Source organism: Thermococcus sp. 4557, assembly GCF_000221185.1.
Lineage (GTDB): Archaea > Methanobacteriota_B > Thermococci > Thermococcales > Thermococcaceae > Thermococcus.
Genome location: NC_015865.1, coordinates 1,687,801 through 1,704,738 on the forward strand (window position 1 = coordinate 1,687,801; position 16,938 = coordinate 1,704,738).

The 16,938-nt window shown below is 57.0% G+C and carries 22 protein-coding genes and 1 pseudogene; 8 read left to right on the forward strand and 15 right to left on the reverse strand.

The features are described 5' to 3' along the window. The 3 genes from GQS_RS08895 to GQS_RS08905 form a co-directional block, all read right to left on the reverse strand. Positions 1–1,491: an FAD-dependent oxidoreductase gene (locus GQS_RS08895; RefSeq protein WP_014013350.1), complete on the reverse strand. Its 1,491-nt coding sequence runs from the start codon at positions 1,489–1,491 to the stop codon at positions 1–3. Between the two features lie 150 nt (positions 1,492–1,641). Further along, the gene (locus GQS_RS08900; protein ID WP_014013351.1) at positions 1,642–3,261 is read right to left on the reverse strand and encodes a sodium/proline symporter; all 1,620 of its coding nucleotides are present in this window, start codon (positions 3,259–3,261) and stop codon (positions 1,642–1,644) included. Continuing rightward, a complete protein-coding gene (locus GQS_RS08905) occupies positions 3,258–3,437 on the reverse strand; it encodes a hypothetical protein (RefSeq protein WP_014013352.1) in 180 nt (59 codons plus the stop codon). The genes GQS_RS08900 and GQS_RS08905 overlap by 4 nt, the downstream gene beginning before the upstream one ends. Before the next feature lie 179 nt (positions 3,438–3,616). Between GQS_RS08905 and GQS_RS08910 the strand changes: the two genes are divergently transcribed. Continuing rightward, positions 3,617–4,102: a hypothetical protein gene (locus tag GQS_RS08910; protein ID WP_014013353.1), complete on the forward strand. Its 486-nt coding sequence runs from the start codon at positions 3,617–3,619 to the stop codon at positions 4,100–4,102. A gap of 25 nt (positions 4,103–4,127) precedes the next feature. On the opposite strand, the gene GQS_RS11085 is transcribed toward GQS_RS08910, so the two are convergent. The 5 genes and pseudogenes from GQS_RS11085 to GQS_RS08935 form a co-directional block, all read right to left on the reverse strand. Further along, the gene (locus tag GQS_RS11085) at positions 4,128–4,289 is read right to left on the reverse strand and encodes a DUF3368 domain-containing protein (protein WP_014013354.1); all 162 of its coding nucleotides are present in this window, start codon (positions 4,287–4,289) and stop codon (positions 4,128–4,130) included. 267 nt (positions 4,290–4,556) lie between these two features. After that, positions 4,557–4,790 (reverse strand): UPF0175 family protein, encoded by a 234-nt coding sequence (locus tag GQS_RS08920; protein ID WP_014013355.1) that lies wholly within the window; start codon positions 4,788–4,790, stop codon positions 4,557–4,559. 41 nt (positions 4,791–4,831) lie between these two features. Further along, a pseudogene (locus tag GQS_RS11150) lies at positions 4,832–5,220 on the reverse strand (HEPN domain-containing protein). Continuing rightward, positions 5,217–5,537: a nucleotidyltransferase domain-containing protein gene (locus tag GQS_RS08930; protein WP_014013357.1), complete on the reverse strand. Its 321-nt coding sequence runs from the start codon at positions 5,535–5,537 to the stop codon at positions 5,217–5,219. Before GQS_RS08930 ends, GQS_RS11150 begins: the two are co-directional and overlap by 4 nt. Before the next feature lie 59 nt (positions 5,538–5,596). Continuing rightward, complete coding sequence (locus GQS_RS08935; RefSeq protein ID WP_014013358.1) at positions 5,597–6,763, reverse strand: GTP-binding protein; 1,167 nt, start codon at positions 6,761–6,763, stop codon at positions 5,597–5,599. A gap of 119 nt (positions 6,764–6,882) precedes the next feature. Here GQS_RS08935 and GQS_RS08940 point away from each other — a divergent pair, with 119 nt between their 5' ends. The 6 genes from GQS_RS08940 to GQS_RS08965 all read left to right on the forward strand — a co-directional run bounded on the left by GQS_RS08940 (position 6,883) and on the right by GQS_RS08965 (position 10,369). Beyond that, complete coding sequence (locus GQS_RS08940; RefSeq protein ID WP_048056566.1) at positions 6,883–7,335, forward strand: Lrp/AsnC family transcriptional regulator; 453 nt, start codon at positions 6,883–6,885, stop codon at positions 7,333–7,335. 74 nt (positions 7,336–7,409) lie between these two features. Continuing rightward, positions 7,410–7,910, forward strand: coding sequence for a deglycase PfpI (gene pfpI, locus GQS_RS08945; RefSeq protein ID WP_014013360.1), 501 nt, complete (start codon positions 7,410–7,412; stop codon positions 7,908–7,910). 109 nt (positions 7,911–8,019) lie between these two features. Further along, on the forward strand, positions 8,020–8,748 hold the full coding sequence (locus GQS_RS08950) for a hypothetical protein (RefSeq protein ID WP_014013361.1): 729 nt from the start codon (positions 8,020–8,022) through the stop codon (positions 8,746–8,748). Between the two features lie 33 nt (positions 8,749–8,781). After that, the gene (locus tag GQS_RS08955) at positions 8,782–9,213 is read left to right on the forward strand and encodes a PspC domain-containing protein (protein WP_014013362.1); all 432 of its coding nucleotides are present in this window, start codon (positions 8,782–8,784) and stop codon (positions 9,211–9,213) included. A gap of 1 nt (position 9,214) precedes the next feature. After that, entirely contained in the window at positions 9,215–9,442 is a 228-nt protein-coding gene (locus tag GQS_RS08960) for a hypothetical protein (protein WP_014013363.1), read from the forward strand. Further along, a complete protein-coding gene (locus tag GQS_RS08965) occupies positions 9,443–10,369 on the forward strand; it encodes a triphosphoribosyl-dephospho-CoA synthase (protein ID WP_014013364.1) in 927 nt (308 codons plus the stop codon). On the opposite strand, the gene GQS_RS08970 is transcribed toward GQS_RS08965, so the two are convergent. The 5 genes from GQS_RS08970 to GQS_RS08990 form a co-directional block, all read right to left on the reverse strand. After that, positions 10,353–10,634, reverse strand: a complete 282-nt coding sequence (locus tag GQS_RS08970) for a family 4A encapsulin nanocompartment shell protein (RefSeq protein ID WP_014013365.1) — start codon at positions 10,632–10,634, stop codon at positions 10,353–10,355. The two genes, GQS_RS08965 and GQS_RS08970, sit on opposite strands and share 17 nt — an antisense overlap. Before the next feature lie 48 nt (positions 10,635–10,682). Next, positions 10,683–11,588, reverse strand: coding sequence for a hypothetical protein (locus GQS_RS08975; protein WP_014013366.1), 906 nt, complete (start codon positions 11,586–11,588; stop codon positions 10,683–10,685). A gap of 52 nt (positions 11,589–11,640) precedes the next feature. Beyond that, positions 11,641–12,507, reverse strand: a complete 867-nt coding sequence (locus GQS_RS08980) for a hypothetical protein (RefSeq protein WP_014013367.1) — start codon at positions 12,505–12,507, stop codon at positions 11,641–11,643. Between the two features lie 123 nt (positions 12,508–12,630). Then, a complete protein-coding gene (gene snatA / locus GQS_RS08985) occupies positions 12,631–13,272 on the reverse strand; it encodes a neutral amino acid NAAT transporter SnatA (RefSeq protein WP_014013368.1) in 642 nt (213 codons plus the stop codon). Positions 13,273–13,311: 39 nt separating this feature from the next. Then, positions 13,312–13,719 carry an OsmC family protein gene (locus GQS_RS08990; protein ID WP_014013369.1) on the reverse strand — a complete coding sequence of 136 codons (408 nt, stop codon included), beginning with the start codon at positions 13,717–13,719 and terminating at the stop codon, positions 13,312–13,314. A 59-nt stretch (positions 13,720–13,778) separates the two neighbouring features. Here GQS_RS08990 and GQS_RS08995 point away from each other — a divergent pair, with 59 nt between their 5' ends. After that, entirely contained in the window at positions 13,779–14,621 is an 843-nt protein-coding gene (locus GQS_RS08995) for a radical SAM protein (protein ID WP_014013370.1), read from the forward strand. Here GQS_RS08995 and GQS_RS09000 read toward each other — a convergent pair. Further along, on the reverse strand, positions 14,548–15,438 hold the full coding sequence (locus tag GQS_RS09000) for a gamma-glutamyl-gamma-aminobutyrate hydrolase family protein (protein ID WP_014013371.1): 891 nt from the start codon (positions 15,436–15,438) through the stop codon (positions 14,548–14,550). The genes GQS_RS08995 and GQS_RS09000 overlap by 74 nt on opposite strands. Positions 15,439–15,504: 66 nt before the next feature. Beyond that, positions 15,505–16,761, reverse strand: coding sequence for a PLP-dependent aminotransferase family protein (locus GQS_RS09005; RefSeq protein ID WP_048056662.1), 1,257 nt, complete (start codon positions 16,759–16,761; stop codon positions 15,505–15,507). Positions 16,762–16,938: the final 177 nt, after the last annotated feature.

Sequence of the window (16,938 nt, forward strand, 5' to 3'; positions counted from 1 at the left end):
TCAATCCCTCCCTGCGGTGACCTTCATCTTAACGTTCTTGAGCGGCGGTCTCGCGACGGGTATGTCCAGCTTGTCCATCGGCGTCCCCGCCCTCTGCGAAACCACAACCGCGCCGTTGAACAGGCAGAAGCGGCCCTGGCAGAAGCCCATCGCGAGGTGCGTTAAGCGCTTGATTATCTGCAGGTCCGTTATTCCGGCCCTGACCACGTCGTCCACCTTCCTCAGGGAGACGTCGCAGCCGCATATCTGGACGTCCTCAAGGTTGAGGCTTCCAAAGTCTATGCTCTGAACCTGCACCGCCTCCGGTTCGTACTCCTCCAGTTTCTCAGCGTAGATGCACGGCTCAGTGTCGAAGCCGAACTCCCTGAGGATGTACGCCCCGACGAGCCTGCCCTCAAGGTAGTTCGCGTAGTGCGGCTTTATTGAAGCGGCGCTACCGGCGACGTAGATTCCGTCGCGGATCCTGTGCTGGGAGTCGAGAACCGGAACGTAGTAGCCGTGCTTGAACGCCAGCTTTCCACCTGCCTGGGTCGGCGGGTTGATGTCAGGCCTTCTTCCCTCGGCCATTATGACGGCATCGACCTCGTAGACGTTGCCGTTCGTGTCGATGAGCCTCTCGACCTTCTCATCCCCCTCAACGCGCTTCGGGTTGGGGACGACGATGTACTCGATGCCCCAGCGGTCGAGCTCCGCCGTTATCTCCCCCGGTTTGCTCCCCACGACCGCGACCTTCCTTCCCGGGGCAACTCCCCAGACGTTGAGAACCTCCAGGAGGTCGGAGCGCCTGAACACACCAGGCATGTCGTTGTTCTCGAAGAGGTGGATGTTGTCAACGGCTCCAACCGCCAGAACGACGCGCTTGGCCATTATCTCAATGAGCTGGTTTTCCCCGGTGACTATCGGCACGAGGAAGTACTCGCCCTTGTCGAAGACTCCGAGGGCTATTGTACCCCTGAAAACGCTGACGTTCTCGTTGAACTTTCCGGTGAGCTCCCTAACGACTTCCTGGGGGGACTTCTCCCCAAAGCCCTCCTGGGGAAGCCCCTTGAGCCAGAGGTCGCCTCCGAGCCAGCCCTTCTCCTCCACCAGGGCGACGGTCAGGTGATCCTGAACCTCGAGAACGGTTCCGATTCCAGCCGGGCCGCCTCCTATGACGGCCACATCAACGACCAGCCTTTCAACGGGCTTGCCCTCGTCGATCTCCACGGTCTCCTGGAAGTCCCCGTAGCCCTGCCTCTCCAGCCGCATGCCGTCGCGAACCTTGGTCTTCCTGGCGTTGACGTTCCTCTTTCCGTTCACTACCATGGGGACCGGGCCGAAGGTGAAGGCACCGCGCTTTCTGCCCTCGGTACTGCTCGTGAGCCAGTAAATCCCGTTCGCAAGAAGGGCGACGGTTATTTTTTCACCTTCGTAGGCTTCATATTCCTTGCCTTCAAAATAGATTGCGACCTTCCTGGAAGGCTCCTTTTCGGTCAGGTCGAGCGGTCTCATGCTCCCACCTCTAGGATTTCACAATTGGCGTCCTTCTTTATACACTGATGTTTATAAACGTTAGGTTGGCCAAAAATGGTGTAAAACCATTGGTTAAATACTCCGGCGAACTGGGACGATGAGTACACAAAGGAAATGAAAAAGGGGAACTCAGGCGGTTCCCTTGGTGAGAACGAAGTCAACGACGTTCTCGATCTGGCTCTTGGCCCTGGTCTCGGTGATGCTCTTCTTGCCGGTGCCCTCGATGGAGACCTTCTTGAAGATGTCCTCGTGGAGCTTGACGACGTCCTCGGGCGGCTTGGTGAACATGCTGACTATCGCGATCACTATCAGGGTCACGAAGAAGTTGATGAAGAACACCGGTATGCCGTTGAACCAGCCGCCGATGGTGCCGAAGAAGCCAGGGGCGTCCGGGTTGAAGGCCCAGCCGTATATCTTTGCCTCGAAGATGACCTCGCTGATGAGACCGTAGGCCATTCCGACTATCGCTCCCTCCTTGGTCGTCTTCTTCCACCAGAGGCTCAGGACGAGGATCGGACCGAAGCCGACCGCCAGGCCACCCCATGCGGTGGCGACCATCTGGTAGATGACCTTTGGCCCGCTGATGGCGAACCAGAGGCCGACGAGGGCAACCGCAGCGACGACGAGCCTCGATATGTTGACCATCTGCTTCTTGCCGAGCTCCTTGCCGAGGACCTTGTGGTAGAAGTCCCTGGCTATGGCGGAGGACGCGACGAGGAGCTGGGAGTCCGCGGTGCTCATGACTGCCGAGATTATACCCGCGATGACGAAGCCCGCGAGCCAGCTGGGCATGAGCTCAACCGCCATGGCCGGGATGATCTTCTCGGGGTCGCTGACCTGGAGCATTCCGGCGTGGTACATCGCGAAGCCCAGGAATCCGGCGAAGAACGCACCCCAGAGGACGATTATGGTCCAGGTGCCGCTGATGAAGATACCCGGCCTTCTGAGCTTCCTCGGGTCCTCAACGCTCATGTAGCGGGTGACGATGTGGGGCTGGCCGAGGTAGCCGACTATCCACGAGGCGTAGCCTATCGCGAAAACTATTGCCGCCATTCCGGTGGCGCCGCCGAACGGGTGCAGCAGGTTGGGGTCGGCGCTGGCTATTATCGCGGTGGCCTTGTCGAAGCCGCCTATCTTTGAGAGCGCAAGGAACGGCACTATAATGAGCGTCAGCAGCATGAACATTGCCTGAACGACGTCGGTCCAGACGACCGCGAAGAATCCACCGGTGATAACGTATGCCGTCAGGATGATGACGGTTATGATGATTCCGGTGTTGTCGCTTATGCCGAAGCCCTCGGCGAAGGTCTTTCCACCGGCGGTGAACTGCGCTGCAACGTAGGCGGTCATGAAGATGACGATTATCAGCGCACTCAGAACCCTAATCAGCTTGGTGTCGTCCTTGAGCCTTGCCTCGAGGTAGTCCGGCACGGTTATTGCCCTGAATTTGCCGGCGTAGATTCTCAGCCTGGGCCCGATAAGGACGTAATCGGCGAGGGTACCGAAGAGACAGCCGATTCCGGCCCAGAATGCACCGAGACCGCTGGAGAACGCTGCACCCGGATAACCGAGCATCAGCCAGCCGGAGAAGTCGCTCGCCTTGTCGGAGAGGGTCGCGGCGAGGACGTGCACCTTTCTTCCGCCAACGAAGTACTGGTCCTCCGTTTTGGTGTAGCGGTTGGCCCACCAGCCTATGTAGGCCAGGAGGGCGAGGTACACCAGGAATCCGAGGAGAATTCCGCTGTTCATGCCTTACCCTCCTCCTTGAGCTGTTCGATAAGGTCCTCGTCGTAGGCCAGAATCTCGTCGTCCACGTAGTACTCCTTGCCGGTTATTCTGTCCCAGTAGCCGTAGACCAACATCGTCAAAATCCCAAGAAACGTTGGCACAAGCAGTGTTGCCCAGGCTTCACCACTCAATCCCATTCTAACCCACCTCGATACACCGATGTCAATTAAAGGACATCAGCTCACTAATATGTGTTTGACGAATATAAATTTATTGGTTTAACTATTCCGGAACATAGATGTGACGTTCTGAAATTGTGACAAAACCGGCGCAACCGTTAATAACATATCCAATGTATATTGAACGGTGCTGGAATATGAAGGTCAGCATAATGAGGCCTATATTCAGACCGGAGGATGTCTCGAATCCCGGCTTTGTGCTGTACCCGTACCACATCTTCCACCTGAAGCTCTTCTACAAGCGCCTGGGCAGAAGCGACCGCGTTCTCGATTACTTTGCCTACGTGGACCTCTACCGTCTGGGCGCGGAGAGGGGGGAAGGGTTCATAGACCTCTACGAGTGGGACGTGGAGGAGAGGAGCATTATGGAGCCGCTCGTTGATTACGAGGAGGCGAGGATGAAAGCCTTTGAGAGCGCGATAACCTGGGGGAACTCGAGGATCGTCTCCTGGTGGCTTCCCAGGATAGAGATAGTGCGGGAGGCGCGGGCCTACAAGGTGTTCTGGCTCTACGAGCGGGATGGTGAAAAGCTCATCATGGACAGTCTCGACGGGAAGGAGTTCAGCCTCGACGCGGTGACCGGAAAGGGCGGGGGGAAGTGCAGGGGGCCGTGGTGCAGGTAGGCGAAAACTCCGCGAGAACCTGTGACTAACACTCTCCCGCCGCCTTGAGTATGAACTCGATAACGTCATCAGAAATCCTAAAACCCCTGTCCACAAGTGACCCGAGGAGTAGCTTCACTTCATCAACAACTCCCCTTTTCTTTGCGAGCAACAGAACGCCCGCGGTTCCGATGACTTTAATTCCCATCTCCTTTGCGATTTTCCTTGCCTTTAGATCGTCGAGTATCAGAAAATCGGCATTGAATTCGCTGGCAAGGGCTATCGCCTCGGATTCACCGTCCCCAAGGAGTTTTGAAAGGGCGCTGACAAGGGGCCTGTCTTCTGGAGGTTTAACCTTTATCCACTCTGGAAGACTTTCGCCAAATTCTCTGGCAACTGCGGGTGGGACGAAGAGCTCTCCAAAAAGTCCGTGGAGGATTTCAAGCTTTCCGATATTTGACGTTTGATACTACGGTCATTCCAGACCCTCAACGAGCTTTACGTCCTCCTCAGCGTTCTCCATCGTGTAGTTTATCGGCACGTCCCTCTTCCTCAGCTCGTATAGGAATTCCCTCACGCTTAGGCCGGCGAACTCGGCCGCCTTTCCAAGGCTCAACTTCCCCTCGCGGTAAAGCTCTATGGCGGCAAGAAGAACGAGTTCCCTCTCCGGCTTCGGGCCGAGGAAGTCACGGAACGCCTTGGGTGTCATACTCCCATGCCCTCACCTGAACTACGTTGGCGGTGAGATATTTAGGGTTTCAGCTTTTCAGTCTCTCCAGGACGAACACGAACTTTTGAGGCCAGTTCAATGGCCTCTCTGGCCTCATCAATATCGGGCTCAAAGAGACCCGGATACCTCGTCTCGACAGCGTACTCAGTGAGCCGGTCAACCTCTTTCTTCAGCAGGTCTCTGAAGGAGGGATCTATCTTGGAGCACTCCAGAACAAGGGCCTTGATGTCATGCGTTTTTGAAACCGGCTTGTAATGATGATGAGGAACGCCTTCAGGAACTTCTCTGCAGCCTGCTGCGCGTGGAAGCATATTATCCAAGGTGCAGGCTTCTTAAAACTTAGGAGTGTCTCCGCTGTGAACAGGTCTTCCTCAGCCTGCTTTATCCACGCCGCCACGTCGGGTCTCATATCTTTACTCCCTCCCTGGCGGCGTAGTAGTATATGAACCCCGGAGAACTCACGTATTTTTCAAATGCCTCTTTTGATACTATCATGAGATCAAGGGGAACATCAACATGCCTGTAAACGCTGTACCATAACTCCCTGTATTTCTTTCTGTCTATGTCTTCTGAAATTACGACGAGAACGTCCCAGTCTGAGCCCTCTCTGAAGTCTCCCCTGGCCCTGGAGCCAAAGAGGAGAACCTCTTCTACGTTAACTTCCCTCTTCGAGAACTCCTTCATAATAACGTTTTTTATTCTCCTTACAACTTCCCTGCTCTCCATCAGTGGAACTTCTCTACCTTAGATTATTTATGGGTTTCGCAGGGAGAGAAAAGGAACCCTTACCTCGCGTGAATCTCCACTATGTCTCCGTCCTCGAGCACGTGGTCTGCACCAACCCTCTGGCCAGGGAACTTCACGCTCTTGCCCCAGACGCGGGCGTAGCGGAAGTTCTTGGCGAAGTCCTTGTGGATCCTCTCGGCCAGGTCCATAACGGTTGAGCCCTTTTTCAGCGGCACCGGCGGGTAGGCCGGATCCTCCCCAGGACTCTTAGTGAAGACGCGGATAATCCCTGCCAGCTCGTAGAGTTCGTCCTTCAGCTTGTCCAGCTGTATCTTCCTCTTCGCCGAGACGGGGATTATCTTGAACCGGTCCCCGTAGGCTTCCACGAGCTTCTCGTAGTTCTCCTTGCTCCCGGGGGCGTCGCCCTTGTTGGCGATGATTATTGCCCTCCTCCAGACGAGGCTCTCGTCGAGTGCATCCGCGAAGTCCTCGAGCGTCACGGGTTCTTTCACCGTTATCTCCGCGGAGTGAATCCTCTCCTCACGGAGCATCTTCATGACCTCGCTTATGTCGCCCTTGATGTTCTCCTGGCCGTTGATGACGATTCCGCCCATCGCTGTCCTCTTTATCTCCACCCTCGGGCGGCGCTTGTTGAGCTTTATCCCCGCCCTCTCGAACTCCTTGAGGAGGGTTTCCAGCTGCTTTACCGCATCCTGGGACAGGTCAACGACTATGGCCACGGCGTCGGCGTTTCGGATAACACTGAGAAGCTGCGGCCCCATGCCCTTTCCGAGGGCGGCGCCCTCAACGAGGCCCGGGACCTCGACGAGCTGTATCTGGACGTCTTTGTGGTGCATCATTCCCGGGATGGGCTCGACGGTGGTGAAGGCGTAGTCCGCGACGTCGGCGTCGACGTTTGTGAGGGCCTTCATGAGTGAGCTCTTTCCAACGTTCGGGAGGCCAGCGAGGACTATCTGTGCCGCGCCCTCCTTCCTGACGCTCAGCGACGGGCCGCCACCGCCCTTCTTCATCTGGCGCTGTTTCTCCAGTTCCTTCCTCAGTTCGGCGAGCTTTCGCTTTATCTGGAGTCTGAGCTTTTCCGTTCCCTTGTGCTTGGGGACGGTGGCGTACATCTTCTCAAGGGCGCGGATCTTCTCTGGAATAGTCTTGGCGTTCCTGTATTCCTCTTCCGCCGCCAGATACTCCGCTGTGACGTTCGTTGGCATCGCTGACCCTCCCAGAACTTCTAGAGGTAAAAGATGAGCGGCGTTTTATAAAAGTATGGTTCTCCAGAATCGGCAAGTTTATAAAATCTTTCGAAAATTTTTTACCGGCGGTGATGCTCATGCGAATGGGTTTGGACGATACCGACAAGAAAATCCTCTCCATCCTCCAGAAGAACAGCAGAACGCCCCTGAGGGAGATTTCCAAAGAGGTAGGGCTTGCGGAATCAACGGTCTATGAGAGGATCAAGAAGCTGAAGGACCGGGGCATAATAAAGAAGTTCACGGTCATACTTGACCCCGACTCCCTCGGTTTCCAGATTCTGGCGTTCATCCTCATAAAATCCAAGGCCGGCATGTACTCCCACGTTGCCAACGAGCTCAAGCAGCATCCCCAGATCGTCGAGATATACGAGACCACCGGCGACTACGACATGCTGGTCAAAATCAGAACCGGCGGGAGCGACGAGCTCAACGAGTTCCTCGACACCATCGGGGAGATCGACGGCGTCGTGGCGACCCACACCATGGTCGTCCTCAAGATACACAAGGAGACCACGGAGCTTCCCCTCTGAACACTCCTGCCCGGAAAGGATTATAAGTGTCCTTTTTCTATTTCCCTCTAAGCGTTTGGATGGAGGTGTTCCGAATGAGGGTGCTGTTTCTGAGCGCCGACGGTTTCGAGGACCTGGAGCTTATATACCCCCTCCACAGGCTCAGGGAGGAGGGGCACGAGGTCTACGTGGCGAGCTTCGAGAGGGGCAAGATAACCGGCAAGCACGGCTACTCCGTCGAGGTTCAGCTGGCGTTTGAAGAGGTTGACCCGGACGAGTTCGACGCCCTCGTTCTGCCCGGGGGAAAGGCGCCCGAGATAGTCAGACTCAACGAGAAGGCCGTTGAGATAACCCGGAGGATGTTCGAGGCAGGAAAGCCGGTGGCGAGCATCTGTCACGGCCCGCAGATACTCATCTCGGCCGGCGTTCTGAGGGGCAGGAAGGGGACGAGCACGGTAACCATCAGGGACGACGTGAGGAACGCGGGGGCGGAGTGGATAGACTCGGAGGTCGTGGTTGACGGCAACTGGGTCAGCTCGAGGCACCCCGGCGACCTCTACGCCTGGATGAGGGAGTTCGTCAAGCTCCTCCGGTGATGTCTACCCCATTTTCTGTTTCCTTTGGTGCCAGCTGCAATACACGAGTGACTTTCTACGGGCGTAACCTTTATACGGGCTGGTGGTGATACAGTTCCGGTGGGATGGAATGAGAAGAAAAGGTGGTTTCTCCACGGTTCTCCTCGGTGGGGTTCTGCTCGTACTCCTGGTCGGGACTATAGTGGTCGCCCTCGCCCTCAGTGGTCATATCCAGATGGAAGGTCTGTCCCCCAGCAGGAAGGCCGCCGGGAAGCTCGTGGAGGTTGGCAGGTTCAATGCCGGTGCGATAGTTGTAAAGAACGTAGTCGGCGACGTCCGCCTAGTCGAATCGAACGTCAGTGGGGTGGTGGTCAGGAGCAACATCCCGCTCAACACCAGCTACCGGGACGGTCTCCTGACCGTGTACTGTCCCGACAGGAAGATCATTCTGGGGAGACACAACGTGTGCTCCGACTACCGGAACGGGACGGTGGTCATCGAGGTCGGCTCTTCCCTCGCGGACGTCTGGTTCCGTGGACTGGTTGGGAACGTCGAGATTGAGGCCGATGCCACCAGGGTCCTCGCCGAGGACGTGGTGGGGGACATCGTCGCTGCCCCCGCGGCGGAGTACCGGCTTGAGAACGTAGTGGGGGACGTCTCTATCGTAGCTGGAAACGACGTCGTTATACGGGACGTAGTCGGCGACGTGGCCATCGCCGTTCCCGCCAACCTCTCGGTCCAGCTCAGCGCCGAGGACATCGTTGGGGACGTCAGGAACTCCCACTCCGGGGATGGTATGCCGATCCTCATCAGCGTCTCGGACGTGGTTGGCGACGTCACCGTGGGGAATGGCTTTTAAGTTCCCACAACTTTCTATTCTCCGGTGAGTGAGATGGTGAGAAAACTCGTGAGGTCCAGTCGGAACAGGATTCTCCTCGGCGTCCTCGGAGGTATAGCCGAGCATCTTGAGATCGATCCCACGATAGTCAGGCTGCTCTTTGTGGTGCTCCTCGTGTTCAATCCCGTTGCCATGACGCTCCTCTACTTTGTGGCGGCCCTGGTGATACCGGAGGAGAGGGAGGAGAAAGAAAAGCCCCTCTCTGACAGGTTCAATGAGCTCGTGGACGAGACTGAGGAAAGGCTTGGGGAGGTCTTCTCCGGCGATGAGAACTCGAAGGCGATAGCGGTGGTCCTTATAATCCTCGGCTCTGTACTCCTGGCGGGGCCGTTCATGCCGCTCCTCCTCCCAGCCATGGACTTCAGGACGCTATTGGCCGTTGCATTCCTGGTGATAGGAATCATCCTGCTCGTTAGGGGGGACTGAGATGAGGACGCTCGGCTGGCTCTTCGTGTTCCTGGGCCTCCTTCTCCTCCTGAAGGAGTTCCACCCCTCTTTCCTTGACTGGCTGAGGCCGTACGCGCCGTACATAAAGGACGCCTTCTGGGGTGTGACTTTGGTGGCCTTCGGCCTCTACATGCTGACGAGAAGGGCCCTCAGAAGGGCAGTGCTGGTGCTCTACCTCATCTATCTACTCCTCTACCTGGTGGTCTGAATGGAGAGGTGGAGAATAGTCCGCGCCTTCACCCTCGGTCCGCTCCTCGAGGCGGCGGTTCCGAAACCGGGCAACGTGAGCCGCCTCAGGGACTTCGACGACCTCACCTTCTACCACTTCCTCTTCGCCGACACGGCCGTCACGGGGGTTTACTACGAGGCCGTGAAGACGGCGGAGCTTCTGCGAAAGGGCATCCTCGAGCCCCGGGAAGCGGGACTCGGGGAGCTGATAAAGCGGGCCGTTCAGGCATCGCGCGAGGCCCAGGACGCCAACCCCAACTTTGGCGTCGTGGCCCTCTCGCTTCCCCTCGTAATGGGGATGACGATTGGGAGGAACATGCTCGATGCGAGGAAAAAGGCGAGGCTGCTGATAGAGGAATCAACGGTCAGGGACACGATGGAGCTCTACCGGGCGATAAGAATAGCCAACCCCAAGGGAATCCCCAGCGGCGTCAAGTACGACGTCTACTCCGACGATTCCTTCAGGGAGCTTTTCCAGGACGGGGTCAACCTCGCCAGGCTCGCCGAGATAAGCTGTGAACGAGAGCTGATATTCTGCGAGTGGCTCAAGGAATACGAGCTGAGCTACTCCACCTTCGGAAGGCTCTACGAGCTGATAAAGGAGCTCCCGCTGGAGGATGCCGTCGTGAGGGCCTTCGTTGAGCTGCTCGCAACCAACCTCGACACGCTGATAGTCAGAAAGGCAGGCCTGGAGGAGGCGAAGCTCGTTCGGGAGAACGCCGGGAAGGTTCTCGCCGGGGAACTCGGCGTTGAGGAGTTCGACGCCTTCATGCGCGAGAGGGGCGACCTGAGAAACCCGGGCAGCCTGGCGGACGTCATGGCCGTCTCGCTCAGCCTGCTCGTTCTCAGGGGATTAAGGATAGAATTGAGAAACGGGAGGGTCTGGGGGGTTATAGGACGACCTTGAAGCGCTTCGCTCCGCCCAGACCGAGGCCCAGCGCCTTGCTGTCAATGACGACGGCGTCGCCGCCGAGTTCGTCGAGGGTGCGTATCTTTAGGCCGGAGAGCTCGAAAACCTCCTCCTCGTCGCCGAACTCCTCGTTTATCTGCGCCTTTATAAACTCGTAGGCCTCTTTTCCAAGGAGGACCACGTCTGGCTCGTATCCGTCGAGCTTCAGCTCGTTTGCCTTCTCCTCCGCGGTGCTCAGAACACGGATCAGGTCGCCTCTCATGGCTTACACCGAAAAAAGTTGTCGTGAGGGACTAAAAATGTGCCGGTCCTAACTTTCACCGGAACCGTTCCCCTCGACGGCGGTGAAGGCTTCCGCGTAGGCCTTCACGACTTTCTCATCGCCCATTATCATAAGAACCCTGACTAGGTCCATTTCCTCGACCTTGGCCAGTTCGACGTACAGGTATTCATTGTCCCTGCGGTAGAGCTTCACCTCCACGCGCTCGAACATCTGCCCACCCGTTCTCTCTGAGCCTATCTCCTCGAATCCCCGGGATTCTATTTTTCCTTTGAGGGCTTTCAGAACCTCGTCCAGGGAGTTGTGGCACGGGGAAGTTAGGTTTTTCAGCCACAGCTCCGGGTGCCCGCACACACTTTGGTAATCTATGACCCTGCCGCAGTAGACGTGGTCCCACCGGTCCCAGGTCGCGCTGGAGGTGGGAACGGCGTAGGTCGCCATGCTGACCCGTCCAGGGGGCAGTTCGGTCTTGAATGATGCACGCTCCTTTCTGAGGCAACCCGCGTACGTGAGGCCGATTTCAGACGAATTCGCAATGCAGAGGCTTAAGTCGTGGAATCCCTCTGCCGTCACGTTGTTCTCCAAGATCGCGGCGCCTCCCTGGATAGTGCAGGGAGGGGTTATACCAAGCCCCTCCGTCCAGTTTATGAGGTACATCTTCCCCGAGGCTGTGGAGTTGTTGCCCGGTCCCGGGAACGCGAGAACGTTTTCGGTGAATCTGACCACCGAGCCGTTGGGGAGGTGTTCGAGCACCATGATGTTTCCGAAGGAATTCAGACCCCTGATTGGAGAGGGGGAATCCCGGAGAGAATCGTTGTGGGGATAACCGGGAACTTCCTCCTGCGGGCCGATGCTCATATACCCAATTGCTAAAAAAAGAATGAACATAGTGGCCACGGTGGCTGCGATGACCGTTCTGTTATCCCTTTTCCCCATCTACGCACCCCTCCGGTGGATCGGGGACGTATTCAGGTGGAGTGGAGGAGTCCTAACCCCCGGTGCTTTCCGCGCTGAAGGCTTCCGCGTAGGCCTTCACGACTTTCTCATCGCCCATTATCATGAGGACTCTAACCAAATCCATGCCCTTGACCTCAGAGAATTCGACGTAGAGGTAATCACCGCCCCTGTGGTAGAGTTTTGCACTCAACGGCCTGAAATACTCGTTCTCGGCGGGGTTTTCCTCCAGGGTGACTTCCTCAAACCCTTTTGCCTTTATTGCCTCGTCGAGCTGGGCAATTACCGCTTCAACGGGGCAGGTGCAGGTCCCAGTGAGCCCTGTTCTCCTTCTCTCCGAGATGCCGCCGCTCATCAGAAAGTCCGTCCCGTTCGAGTTCGCGAGGTTCTCCGTTACCTCCCAGGTGGCGTTCTTCACTGGTATCACGTAGTGGGCGAAGTAAACGTCCCCCGCGGGCAGTTCGATGTCCTGCCTTTTTATCGCGCCCCTGTTTCCGGCAACCACCGGGTAGTACATTCCCCTCGCGGTGTCGTTGTTCTCGAAGAAGACGGCACTGCCGGCCAGGGTGCACTTTGGTGCTATCCCCATCTCAGCCGGCCAGTCCTCCGCGTGCAGGAAACCACTGCTCGTTCCTTCACTCAGCGATACCTTTGGAACGAACTCCAGAAAATCGGTGAACTCCACCATGCGGTTGTCCACGAGCTCCCTGACGCTCCAGCCGGTCCAGGCGTTTGCGTGGGTGAACTGGGGCTCCGTCTCGAGTGTGCAGGTTACGGTGGAGTAGTCCACCCCGTCGCTGGAGTCCTGGCTTGGTAGCTGGTTCCCGGATATGTAGTAACCCAGCGTGAGAACCACAACAACGGAAAGAACCATGACGGCAACCTTCACGTTCTTATCCATCTTGGAGCCACCCTATTACACGGTGGGCTATTCTCCTATTTAACTCTTCCTATCGCCAAAAGTGAAAGCCTGGCCAAAATCAAGTATAAAAATTTAAGTCCCGGGCGATAAAATCATGAAACTCTAAAGCCCGAACGCCCCCTTGATGCCGTTTATTATCATCTGGACGGCCATCGAGGTGAGTATGAGACCCATCATTCTCGTCATGACCTTTATTCCCACCCTGCCGAGCCTCTCCTGTATCCTGTTGGAAGAGCAGAGTATCAGCCAGACGGTCAGGCCTATCGCGAGAATGCTCGCCACCACCGTCGCCTTCTCCGGAACGGAAGTGCTTTTGGCCATGTAGAGCATGACCGTAGTTATCGCACCGGGCCCCGAGATGAGGGGTATGGCGAGCGGGATTATGGCGACCTCCTCCAGCGTAACCACTTCCTCGCTGAACTCCTCCGTCTCCTCTTTACTTATCTTGACCGTCGAGAGCCGGCCCGAGAGCATGTCCATCGCCATTTTGAAAAGCAGTATGCCGCCCGCTATCGCGAAGGCATCGACGCTCGAGCCGAAGAACTTGAATATCCACTCCCCTATGAGGGCGAAGACGACGAGGGTCGTGATAACTGTGATGGCGGTTTTTTGGGCTATCTCCCGTCTCTGGCTCCAGGAGAGGTCGTGGGTGACCCCTAGGAACACCGGAACCGCTCCGACCGGGTTCGTTATCGCGAACAGTCCGCCGTAGAGTATCACGAAGTACTTGACCAGCTCTATCACGTCACCACCCGAAGGCGGGAAGAAGAGGGGGTTAAAAACCTAACCCTTGATTATCTCGAAGGAGTACGTAACCTCGGCACCGCTCAGTTTAACGTGTGCGCTGGCCGAGCAGTATTTGTCCTGGCTCAGCTCTATCGCGCGCCTGGCCTTCTCCTCCTTCACGTCGCCGTATATCCTGTAGTGGAGGTGGATTTTCCGGTATATCTTCGGGTGCTCCTCTCTCCTCTCACCGCTGATCTCGACCTCCAGCCCCTCGATCGGCTCGCGCATTTTCTGGAGAATCATAACGACGTCGTAGGCGGTGCAGCCGGCAACGCTCAGAAGAAGGAGCTTCATGGGGCTTATCCCGCCCTCCCCAAGTATGACGGAGCATTTGTCGCTCTCCACCCTGCCGATGAACTGATAGTCCTTGAACCACTCAACCTTTCCCCGCACAGGTTCGGTCATGAGCATCACCGGTTCCACCTCGGGCAAGGCCTTTAAAGGGGTTTCTGAAATCGGAGGTGATGTACATACGTCCCTTTGACCCCTGGAAGGCTAAGCTCTGCACCTGCCCGTTCAAGTACACGCTGAACGTCTACACCGGCTGCGACCACGCGTGCGTTTACTGCTACATAACGGGCTACATTCCCAACGCCTTCCGCGTACGGACGAAGGAGGGGCTCCTGCCGAAGCTGGAGCGCGAGCTGAGGCGTTTTGACCGGCGCCACATAATAGCGCTCTCCTACTCCTCCGACCCGTATCCAACGATTGAACGTGAGCTGGGCATAACCCGGAGCGTTCTCAAGCTCTTCAGGCGCTACGGCGTCCGCTGCCTGATCCTCACGAAGTCGGAGGTCTTCGAGCGCGACCTGGACGTTCTGAGCGAGCTTAAGTGTGCCGTCGGGATAACGGTGACCACGGTGGATGAACGGAAGGCGAAGCTGCTGGAGCCGAACGCCCCTTCCCCGAGGGCGAGAATCCGGGCGCTTGAGAGGGCAAAAGATGCAGGTATTCCAGTTTACGCCCGCATCGACCCCATAATACCGTTCTACACCTGGGAGGACTTCGAGGAGACTCTCGATGCCCTGAGCTTCGTGAGTCACATAACCGTCTCGACCCTCAAGCTCAGGCCCGATTCAAAGAGGAGGATGTTTGCCAAGTTCCCGGAGCTGATGGAGAGGCTCTGGCCCCTCTACGAGAATGGGGAGAAAATAGGGGGCTATTACTATCTGCCCCGCGAGCTGAGGTTTGAAATCCTACGGGAAGCGGAGAGGAAGATTCTGGAAAGGAGAATCACGTTTGGGTCGTGTCGGGAGGGTTATCGGTCGTTTCCGAGCTGTGATGGCTCTCATCTTGTCCCCCCGTGATGGCGGGGGCTTCTTCCTCGGTTTCCGCCTTCCAGAGCTTTTCCCTGAGCTCCGCCTCTATCTCGACCCTCTCAAGCTCGAGCCGCCTCGCCCGGTACTCGGCCGCAGCCCTTACGAAGGCCTCGTACAGTCTCTCCATCTCGGGCAGGTATTCGGGCTGCCACTGGACCCCCATGATGAAGCCCTCGGCATCCTCGGTGCCCTCTATTGCCTCGATCAGTCCATCGACCGCGTACGCAACCGGCCGGATTCCTTCGCCCACCCTCTTGACGGCCTGGTGGTGGAAGCTGTTCACCCGGAGGTAGACCTCGTTGGTGCCCTCTATGTCCAGCTCGTCCTTGAGTATCCCGTAGAGCTTTGAGCTCATCTTTATCCTGACCCCGTGGACGCGCTGGCTTGGCCCTATGAGGTTGAGCTCCCAGTCGTGCTTTATCGCCTTGGGTATCTCGTTGAGGTCCTGGTAGAGGGTTCCGCCCAGGGCCACGTTTATGACCTGCATGCCCCTGCAGATGCCGAGTATCGGAACGCCCCTCTCAACGGCCTTTCTCACGAGGCTTATCTCGAACTCGTCACGGTCAACATCGACGTACTTGATGGCACCGGAGGGGTCCTCCCCGTAGAAGTGGGGGTGAACGTCGGGCCCCTCTATGAGGAGTATCCCATCGACGTGCTCCAGAACCTCGTCGGGTGAGGTGGCGGTGTTGAAAACCGCGGGGATTCCGCCGACCGCCGCGATCTTCTCGATGTGGGTTCTGTCCAGAAACAGCCTGTTCCTCGAGTGGTCAATCTGACCGATTATACCGATCAGCGGTTTCATGACTATCACCTTAACTGCAGTTCTAAGAAGGGGATAAAAAGCTTTGCGAAAGGAAAAGAAGAGTGGTCAGCCCTTGAGGGCCTTCATCTCTTCCTCTATGACCTCGGCGAGCCTCTTGACGCCCTCGCGTATCTTCTCCTCGGGCACGTAGGTGAAGTTCAGGCGCATCGTGTTCTTGACGTCGCGGTGGGCGAAGAACGCCTCACCGGGGACGTAGGCGACGCCCTTGGAGACGGCTTTCTCCATCATGAGCTTGGTGTCGATGCCCTCCGGGAGGGTGACCCAGATGAACATTCCTCCCTCGGGCCTGGTCCACCTGACGCCCTCGGGCATGTACTCCTCGAGGGCCTCGAGCATCGCGTCCCTGCGCGGCTTATAGAACTCGATTATCTTTGGTATGTGCTCGTCGAGGTAGCCCTCTTCGACGTACTTCCAGGCGATGAGCTGGGCGAGCGTGTTGGCGCAGAGGTCAACGGCCTGTTTGGCTATCTCCATCTTCCTTATGAAGTGCGGGTGGGCGGCCACCCATCCGAGCCTGAAGCCGGGCGCGAGTATCTTTGAGAACGTTCCGAGGTACAGGACGCGGCCCTCGTCGTCGAAGTGCTTGATCGGCGGGATGGGCTCTCCGGAGTAGCGAAGCTCTGCGTAGGGGCTGTCCTCAACGATGAGGAAGTCGTATTCCCTCGCGAGCTCGATGAGCCTCTTCCTCCTGTCGATGCTCATGGTAACGCCCATCGGGTTCTGGAAAGTTGAGACTGTGTAAACGAATTTGATCTTCTTGCCCTCGGCGTTGAGCTTCCTGAGCTTCTCCTCGAGGAGATCGACCATCATTCCGTTGTCGTCCATCGGGATGCTGATGAACTCAGGTTCGTAGTACTTGAACGCGTTGAGTGCCGCGAGGTAGGTCGGTCCCTCGACGACGACCATGTCCCCGGGGTTGATGAACGTCCTTCCGATGAGGTCGAGGGCCTGCTGGCTGCCTGCGACCATCATTATCTCAACCTTGCTGGTGGGGATGCCGTAGCGCTTCTCCATCCAGTCCGCGAGAGTGAGGCGGAGCGGGGTGAAGCCCTTGGTGGTACCGTACTGGAGCGCCTTGTCGGCGTGGTGGGTGAGAACGTCCTGGGCTATCTCCTTGATCTTCTCAACCGGGAATGTCTCCGGGGCGGGGAGGCCGCCGGCGAGTGAGATAACGTCCGAGCTCTCGACGAGCTTGAGAAGCTCCCTGATCTCGGATGCCTTCATCGATTTGGCCTTGTCTGAGAAGTACGTTTCAAAGTCCAGTGAACCCGAACCCAGCTTGCGCATGAGTTTTTCCTCCACTTCCGTTCCCCCCATTAAATGCACACTTTTGAGCACGTCACCAATTCTATACACTTATCAGTGGCGGCGATTGGTTATAAACCTTTCTGCAATAGTCGTTAGCTCCATTTACAAAAGTAAAGGGCCCCATCCCAGTATTTTTATTTACATCAAAGAACTAAAATCTTCATCGATGAA